This window comes from Methanocalculus sp. (genome assembly GCF_030651615.1).
GTDB lineage: Archaea > Halobacteriota > Methanomicrobia > Methanomicrobiales > Methanocorpusculaceae > Methanocalculus.
Genome location: NZ_JAUSCG010000246.1, coordinates 1 through 7,467, shown reverse-complemented (window position 1 = coordinate 7,467; position 7,467 = coordinate 1). Strand labels below are relative to the sequence as shown.

Genomic DNA, 7,467 nt, shown 5'->3' with positions numbered 1-7,467 from the left:
GAGAGAGAGAGAGAGAGAGATGATTGAAGGAGACTCACATAATCTCCTCCTTACAACCATCATAAACGCAAGCTGACCATGAAACCAGATATATCCAACGATGCAGTCTCCAACGTAATCGGCGTATCCCTGATGATCGCCCTTACAGCCCTGTTTGCGATCATCATCTATAGCTCCATCTTCGGCCTCACCCCCACAATCGTCCAGCCGCCCTACATCGCCATTGAGAGCGAACTCCATGATTCCGAGGGTACACCCTACATCGAACTCAGGCATAAAGGCGGCGATACCGTTACCCTGAACACAACCGGAGCAGAACAGGGGAAAGTACTTGATCTCTTCGTTACAATGACCGGGGAATCAATCCGTGCGGTTCCGCTTACCCCCATGAACTGGAGGCCGGGCGAGAGCATCTTCATGTTCAATACCGAAGACGGCCCCCGGCTCACAAAGGACAGGGATCTTGCCATCAGCTCTGGTACCGGCTGTGACCCGGGTGAGAGGACAATCACCGCGGTGGATATTGGTTCCCAGCTGCTGATTTTTATGGAGCATCTGGCTATCCAGAGCATATTGCATTTGCCAGATCTACCACCCACTCCCACCCCGGAGCCAACCCCAACACCAGAACCTACACCTACCCCGACACCGACCCCTCCTCCAGTACCTGAGGAAATTGTGCTTGTTGGCTTTACACAGACATCAATTACCTTCCAGGTCAATAAGCCGGATGGCACCCCATACGATGGAACAGTTCCGGGAGCCATCTCGCTTCGTGAGCGGCCTGGAAATACCCTTCTTGATCAGGGGGTCGTCATCTCAGCAAATGCAGTATGGAATCCAAATATCAACAGCAATGGAATTACAACCGTAACATACACAAATCGGAACTTTGCTGATGTAGGCACTGCAACGGTCTCCCCAATCATCATCGAATCAACTGATGGAGTAAAAGTGATCAGATTACAGATGGTACTGCAACTGAATCAAAACTGGATACAAGAGGTTATTGTGGTTGGATGAACATCATATCAATTTCCGCAATAAACAAATTATAAACTCTACGTGATTAGTTAGAAGGAGTCATAAACTATCCTTCAAAATAGTATTTTTATCATCATAGTATCTGCCGGAGACAACCATGATAGCGAGAAGGCATGAAGACGCAGTCACCCCCACAATCAGCGTCATACTGCTTGTACTGCTGGTTGCACTCATCTCGATCATCATCTATGCATTCATCTACGGGATACCCGGGGGGCTTGAGAAGTCTGCATTTATCGCAGCTGAAGCAGGGGTCGTTGAGATCAACGGGACAGAATATATCACGATCCGGCACCGGGGCGGCGACGCTGTCTTCCTGAACGGATCAGGTGCCACAAGGGGCATCCCAATCGATATCAGAACCACTGTGGCCGGTGGCGAATCAATGCTCGCTCGAGCGGATGCTCCTGTCACCTGGAGCACGGGACAGGTTCTTTACCTTTACAATACTGCGGAGGGTCCAAAGATCACCATTGACAGGTTAACGGCTGCAGAGGGTACCGGCTTTCCTGCCGGAACCCTTGACCTCGTCATCATTGACATAAAAGCCGAGGTAAGGATATTTGGATCGATCATTGCCATGGTTGGCAGCGGGCCGGGGCCGGACGATACGCCGGTAGCGGGCTTCACTGCTGATCCGTATTCGGGGCTGTCGCCGCTCTTTGGTCAGTTCACTGATACCTCTCTGGGTGTAATTGAGTCATGGTTGTGGGACTTTGGCGACGGGAACAATGCAACGGCGCAGAACCCATCACATACCTTCGCTCATCCGGGAACATATACCGTCACGCTCATGGTGGCAAACAGTGGTGGGTCGGACGGTTTCTCAAGGGAGATTGTGGTCGCACCGGAGATCAACGGCTTCACCGTAGAGGCATGGGTGAAGTGGAATCGCGATCCCGCCTCCCCGGACGGAACACATAACTTTGCCACCATCGTTGTTGATGGGAGTAACAATGACAATAGTCCCTATCACCTCCAACACAACTCCGATAATTCATTATTTGAGATAGCAATCAGAACGGATCAACACAGGCGATTCAGATGGTCATCCACATCTCCGGTGGAAGGTATCTGGTACCATGTGGTTGGAGTATACAATCAGGATAATGAATGGTTGCGTATCTTTGTTAATGGTGGACCTCATGAGAATTCTATTTCCCAGCAGGGGACGATTATCAATTCATCAGGACTATACCAGGTTGGAGGAATTGAGGGGATAACCTTCTTCACCAATAACCAACGAAAATTCGACGGGGTGATCCGCGGCCTCGGCACCTATGAGCGGGCATTCACACAGGCTGAGATCCAGGCAAGGTATGATGCAGGTGTTCCGCTATCATGAAACCAGGGTTTAGGAGAAAGAGACAACAGTTACATCATTTTTGCATCAGAAAATTGAATCCAATATATCACAACATTCACGTATCACCCGGTTTTTTCCTGAAGGGCATTGTCCACTCAATTCTTGAATCCAAATCACCGATTCCATGACCTCTGCATTCCATCATCATAAAGATTATATGGCAATAAATATCACATTAGTATGAAAAGTATGAATTACATGAATTTAAAACCAGTCGCTGGCATTCCTCACCGAGGTGTGCTGTATCCCGTACTCCATCGTAATAGTGTGGTGGAGATATGACCGGCAATAGCCATGGTTCCCAGGATTCCGTCTATCGGATACCGAATCTGGCATTCTCTGCGATGGCATTCTTATTCCGTATCAGGGACAGAATCCATCCGCCTGAAAAGAAAGTATCCCGTTTTGGTATCAGACGGGGTATGACGGTTGTTGATTACGGGTGCGGTCCCGGAGGTTATCTTGAGAGCGCATCCCGGTTCGCTGGTCCGGATGGCATCGTCTATGCAGTGGATATCCATGAGCGTGCTATCGAGTCCGTCTCACAACGAATCACAACGACAGGACAGAAAACAATCATTCCCATCCTTGCAGAAGGATACAACTCGGGTCTGGCAACAGGATCAGCCGATCTCGTCTATGCACTGGATATGTTCCATATGGTTCCGGATACCGCTGCATTTCTCAAAGAGCTGCACCGGATCACAAAACCAGATGGTATATTGATTATCGACGACGGCCACCAGCCGCGTGACAGGACGAGACACCTCATCTCCGGTTCAGGACTCTGGGAAATTATCTCTGAGGAGAGAGAATTCCTGAGATGCAACCCAAAACATAGAGAGGAACAAAAAGGAAGGATCTGATGTTTCATCGTCATAACTGTAATCATTCCCACACAGATGAGAAGAAACATATCTTTGGTACTGTAAAAGTGGGTGATCGGGGCCAGATTGTGATTCCGAAAGACGCACGTGAATTATTCGATATCAAACCAGGGGATACGCTGATGGTGCTCGGGGATGAGGATCGTGGAATTGCGATCGTCAAAGCTGATAAATTCAGAAAGATGGCGCTCTCGATGCTTCAGATGTTTGAAAATACACCGGAAGAGCCCCCTGAAGACTGAATCAGAACCAGATGAGGGGTATGATTCCTTCTTCCCTCTTCATCCGGGAGTACTTTGCAGCAGACAAACGATAACTTCTATAAGTGATCAGACAGATAAAATAAGGCAGAGCGATAATAGTCTAGTGGTAGGACAGGGGCTTCCCAAGCCTCTAGCCCGGGTTCGAATCCCGGTTATCGCATTGAGGAAGCTCCTCTTATATGCATCAGATCATTACTCATCCTTGATCCGGTGCGACAATACAAACTCACAATTATAAGTAATGCCTGCCCCCTTTTCCCCATTGTAAGAACCTTTGAGATGATTCAGTCAACTACCCCCACCTAACGGAGGGGGCTTGCAACCGGGGTCTGGAGACCACAAGGCTGCAATTTAATCTGTGTGAAGGTTGACGGCTCAAAAGTCGTCCTTATTCGCACCGGCCGGTTGACACGGCCACTACCGATTATCCGTGAGACCACGGAATCACCGGCTACTTTTCGTGCATGGTTCAGAGCACCATTGACATCGGCATTGATCAGGGTTCCACGAGCACTCTGGTAGAGCCCCCGCTTGACCCGCCGCTTCCTCCCATAGGGTGGTTTGCAGATCGGATCAAGGTTCAGAGCATCGACCTGCGAGGTATAGGCTTCAGAGTGTGTATCATCAAACCGGATCCCGTACTGCTCGCATTTGGCCTTCAGCTTCTGTCGGAACCTGTAGTAGGGAACCTGCACGAAGTTCTGGTTCCCACGCTTACCGTGATTAATTCCATCTTTGATCCCGTCCCAGCGGGGCAGGATCACAGTGCCGATCATATGTTTAAGGGCATAGTCCACGATCCAGATCACAAACCGGTTCATCGCCTCATTGATCTGGCAGTCCCGCCTCTTCAGCAACCGTGCCTGCCGCTTCGTGATCCCGGTTATCCCCTGCTTATCCTTGATACTCTGCAACCGTGCGTTCTCTTTATTGTACCACCGGTTGATCGATTTAATACGCTTACCGTCGAGAATAACGACAGCCCCGGTGGCGGTGTCAATCATCGTTGCAAAGTTGCTGAGCCCAGGGTCGATAGCAAGGTACTGATCGGGGTCAAGAGGTTTGAGGTGGGAGGGAGTACTGTAGGAGAATTCAATCTTGTAGGTCATCCCTTTACTTACCGGCAGGATCGTAACTTCCCGGATCTGGTGCGGCTTGATGCATGGCGGGATCGGGAACGTCAGTTCCTTACCCGTCAACCCATACTGCTTCCGGAACGCGTGGGACATCCCGAGCGTGACGAATCCGTTGCAAAACGTCAGGTGTGCCCGGGGGAACGCCAGCTTGAAACGACCGTCTTTTGGCAGAAACTTCGGGGCTCCCGGATGGTATGCGAGCTTCCCGTCCCGGTACAGGTTCAACAACCCAAAATAACTTTTGTATGCCTCTTCAACCGATTTCAGCGTCTGCTGGGCGGCGTCGCTATGTAATAACCCATAGTTTTCATTCTCTTTTGACTGCACATAGGTGCTGCACTCTTTGAAAGGAAAGTCCTTCTTTCACGTGTAGGGGAGATAGGACCCAATAAGCACCTCTACCGTTGAGGTGATATCCGGGCGGATCGCCCCTTGGATCATGCAGTTCTCTTTGTGCGTCATATAATGCTGCCGGACGTTGTACAGTCCCACATTATACAGGTTCTTAGCATGGTATGCGAGTGTATCAATGATCCGATACGTCTTCCTGGAGAGACGCAGATAATTGCTGATGACCCGCAGTTCCATTAGAGATATACTCTCTTTCTCACCGGTTATAAAGAAGAGGAACGCAGGGCGAAAGTGTAATGTTCAGACAGGAGGCAATTCCTCCCCCGCTTGCGCAGGGAGTCTCCTTGCCTATTCTTGATGAAATGCTCTGATCTCTTCAGCCAGTTAAACGAACTTGACGAGCATCCACGCATTGAAGCAAAAACTGCCAGCCAGGTCAGCACTTCCGTCATGGAAACGATATGTGCATTATCTCATCCAGGATTGTAAATACCACTGAGGAAGATGGTGGAGAGCTTACCTACCATGCCTCAGAACTTACCTACCATGCCTGAGGATAGATTGGCGCTTCCGACACGGCGGAGATGACCGAACAGATTCTTTGCAGAAAGGGAATGAAATACGACCAGTCGTTATTCTCCACCATAGAATTACTCTTCCGATATTGTTTTCTCTCTTCCCGGAGTATTCTTGTGTAGAAAGAGAGAAGGATCCCATTGATATGACTGACAATGAATCGCAGATGAACATACAAAAGAATTCTGGACGAATACTCTAGAATCCCGGTTATCGCATCAAAATGTACTCTTCTTCGAGTTACGCCATCAGCATCATCACTGAGAATAAAAAAGGCGTTCTCCGCGATATTGCAACTGTCCTTGCCGATCATAATGTCAATATTCTGACGATTCAGCAGGAGATCATAAAACGAGGACCTGAGGCAGGGCTTGCCTGGGTTGACCTTGAGATCGAGGAGGGGGAGAACAACGGATTAATCGTCGCCGCACTCTCTACCCTTCCAACAATTCGCGAGGTCGAGACTCATGAATCCTTCTCAAAGATATTCGGCCAGCGGGTGATCATCATCGGCGGCGGTGCTCAGGTCGCCCAGGTCGCGATGGGCGCAGTGAACGAAGCAGACAGACATAACATCAGAGGCGAGCGGATCTCAGTCGATACCATCCCTCTTGTCGGAGAGGAGACGCTTGCGCTCGCAGTCGATGCGGTAACCCGCCTTCCCCGTGCTTCGATCCTCGTCCTTGCCGGATCGATCATGGGAGGAAAGATCAGTCAGGCGGTCGAGAACGTAAAGGCGGAAGGAATACCGGTTATTGCATTAAAGATGGCAGGAAGTGTTGTACGTCATGCCGATCTGGTCGTTACCGATCCGATTCAGGCCGGTGTCTTTGCCGTGATGCATGTCTCTGGAAAAGCAGTATTTGATATCAACCGTGTACGAGGTCGTGAGTTTTAATGGATGAGATAATTCAACGTGCAGTTGCCGTCCTCCGGCGTGACGGGCTCATTGTGTACCCGACCGAGACGGTGTATGGTCTTGGAGGTGACGCCTTCTCAGATATTGCGATTGAGCGGGTCTATGAAGCGAAGAACAGACTCAGGGGAAAACCGATCTCTATTGCGATCTCTGATTTTGAGATGCTCGCCTGTGTTGCCTATGTCGATGAAGCAGCAGAGAACTTTATCACACGTTTCCTTCCAGGTCCGGTGACGGCGATCTTAAAGGCAAAGAGGTGCGTTCCATCAGAGCTTACCGGCGGAACAGGGATGATCGGCATCCGCTGGCCTGACCATGAGATCGCGTTATCGATAATACGCGAACTTGACGCTCCTATCACATCAACCAGTGCAAACATCTCAGGTGATGCATCGCCACGGACACTATCAGAAGTGAACGTCCGACATGACCTCTTTGTGGATGGGGGGGAGCTTCCGGGCACGCCAAGCACTGTTGTTGATCTCACCAAAAAAGAGATCATCAGGCCCGGGTCTCAACTTGATGAGATCGTTGATTTCCTCATGAAGATGGATTGAGTCGACTACCCCCACCTAACGGAGGGGGCTTGCCACTGGGATCATTATGACCGCAAAGCAACAATGTAATTTGTACGAAGTTTGTTCAACGAACCTTATTCGTACCGGTCGATTGACACGACCACTACCGATTATCCGTGGAATCACCGGCTACATTACCTCTACGGATGCGGCATTAACCGCGCTGAACTCCAGGATTTTGGAGCAGTCAAGACAACATCTCCGTATGCCCGTAAGCAGGAAATGTCCAATCAATGCAATGCCCTCAGAACATATAACATGTATGGAGGAGGTAATTCCTCTCCACCCTAACGGTTGGGGTCTCCTTGACTAAATATGATGATATGCAAAAGCCTATCTGACTTCGT

Annotated in this window: 8 protein-coding genes and 1 tRNA gene; 7 read left to right on the top strand and 2 right to left on the bottom strand. The window is 49.8% G+C overall.

The window, feature by feature from the left end; genetic code table 11:
• Positions 1 to 78: 78 nt before the first annotated feature.
• From Q7V06_RS10355 to Q7V06_RS10335, 5 genes are all read left to right on the top strand, one after another.
• Complete coding sequence (locus tag Q7V06_RS10355; protein WP_304841153.1) at positions 79 to 1,023, top strand: type IV pilin N-terminal domain-containing protein; 945 nt, start codon at positions 79 to 81, stop codon at positions 1,021 to 1,023.
• A gap of 118 nt (positions 1,024 to 1,141) precedes the next feature.
• A complete protein-coding gene (locus Q7V06_RS10350) occupies positions 1,142 to 2,389 on the top strand; it encodes a LamG-like jellyroll fold domain-containing protein (protein WP_304841152.1) in 1,248 nt (415 codons plus the stop codon).
• 299 nt (positions 2,390 to 2,688) lie between these two features.
• On the top strand, positions 2,689 to 3,276 hold the full coding sequence (locus tag Q7V06_RS10345; RefSeq protein ID WP_304841151.1) for a class I SAM-dependent methyltransferase: 588 nt from the start codon (positions 2,689 to 2,691) through the stop codon (positions 3,274 to 3,276).
• On the top strand, positions 3,276 to 3,539 hold the full coding sequence (locus Q7V06_RS10340) for an AbrB/MazE/SpoVT family DNA-binding domain-containing protein (RefSeq protein WP_304841150.1): 264 nt from the start codon (positions 3,276 to 3,278) through the stop codon (positions 3,537 to 3,539). The genes Q7V06_RS10345 and Q7V06_RS10340 overlap by 1 nt, the downstream gene beginning before the upstream one ends.
• A 110-nt stretch (positions 3,540 to 3,649) precedes the next feature.
• Positions 3,650 to 3,720: transfer RNA gene (locus tag Q7V06_RS10335), tRNA-Gly, on the top strand.
• A 142-nt stretch (positions 3,721 to 3,862) separates the two neighbouring features.
• Here the strand turns inward: Q7V06_RS10335 and Q7V06_RS10330 are convergent.
• Together Q7V06_RS10330 and Q7V06_RS10325 are read right to left on the bottom strand one after the other, a co-directional pair.
• On the bottom strand, positions 3,863 to 5,023 hold the full coding sequence (locus Q7V06_RS10330) for a transposase (RefSeq protein WP_304841149.1): 1,161 nt from the start codon (positions 5,021 to 5,023) through the stop codon (positions 3,863 to 3,865).
• A gap of 36 nt (positions 5,024 to 5,059) precedes the next feature.
• Positions 5,060 to 5,284, bottom strand: coding sequence for a hypothetical protein (locus Q7V06_RS10325; RefSeq protein ID WP_304841148.1), 225 nt, complete (start codon positions 5,282 to 5,284; stop codon positions 5,060 to 5,062).
• Between the two features lie 562 nt (positions 5,285 to 5,846).
• On the opposite strand from Q7V06_RS10325, the gene Q7V06_RS10320 reads away from it, so the two are divergent.
• The gene (locus Q7V06_RS10320; protein WP_304841147.1) at positions 5,847 to 6,521 is read left to right on the top strand and encodes a DUF5612 domain-containing protein; all 675 of its coding nucleotides are present in this window, start codon (positions 5,847 to 5,849) and stop codon (positions 6,519 to 6,521) included.
• Positions 6,521 to 7,099: an L-threonylcarbamoyladenylate synthase gene (locus Q7V06_RS10315; RefSeq protein WP_304841146.1), complete on the top strand. Its 579-nt coding sequence runs from the start codon at positions 6,521 to 6,523 to the stop codon at positions 7,097 to 7,099. The genes Q7V06_RS10320 and Q7V06_RS10315 overlap by 1 nt, the downstream gene beginning before the upstream one ends.
• The last annotated feature ends 368 nt before the right edge of the window (positions 7,100 to 7,467 follow it).

Excerpts from the sequence above, each read along its gene's own strand:
- Q7V06_RS10350 (WP_304841152.1), top strand. The coding sequence starts at position 1,142 with ATGATAGCGAGAAGGCATGAAGACGCAGTCACCCCCACAATCAGCGTC.
- Q7V06_RS10315 (WP_304841146.1), top strand. The coding sequence starts at position 6,521 with ATGGATGAGATAATTCAACGTGCAGTTGCCGTCCTCCGGCGTGACGGG.
- Q7V06_RS10320 (WP_304841147.1), top strand. The coding sequence starts at position 5,847 with ATGTACTCTTCTTCGAGTTACGCCATCAGCATCATCACTGAGAATAAA.
- Q7V06_RS10355 (WP_304841153.1), top strand. The coding sequence starts at position 79 with ATGAAACCAGATATATCCAACGATGCAGTCTCCAACGTAATCGGCGTA.
- Q7V06_RS10340 (WP_304841150.1), top strand. The coding sequence starts at position 3,276 with ATGTTTCATCGTCATAACTGTAATCATTCCCACACAGATGAGAAGAAA.
- Q7V06_RS10345 (WP_304841151.1), top strand. The coding sequence starts at position 2,689 with ATGACCGGCAATAGCCATGGTTCCCAGGATTCCGTCTATCGGATACCG.
- Q7V06_RS10325 (WP_304841148.1), bottom strand. The coding sequence starts at position 5,284 with ATGGAACTGCGGGTCATCAGCAATTATCTGCGTCTCTCCAGGAAGACG.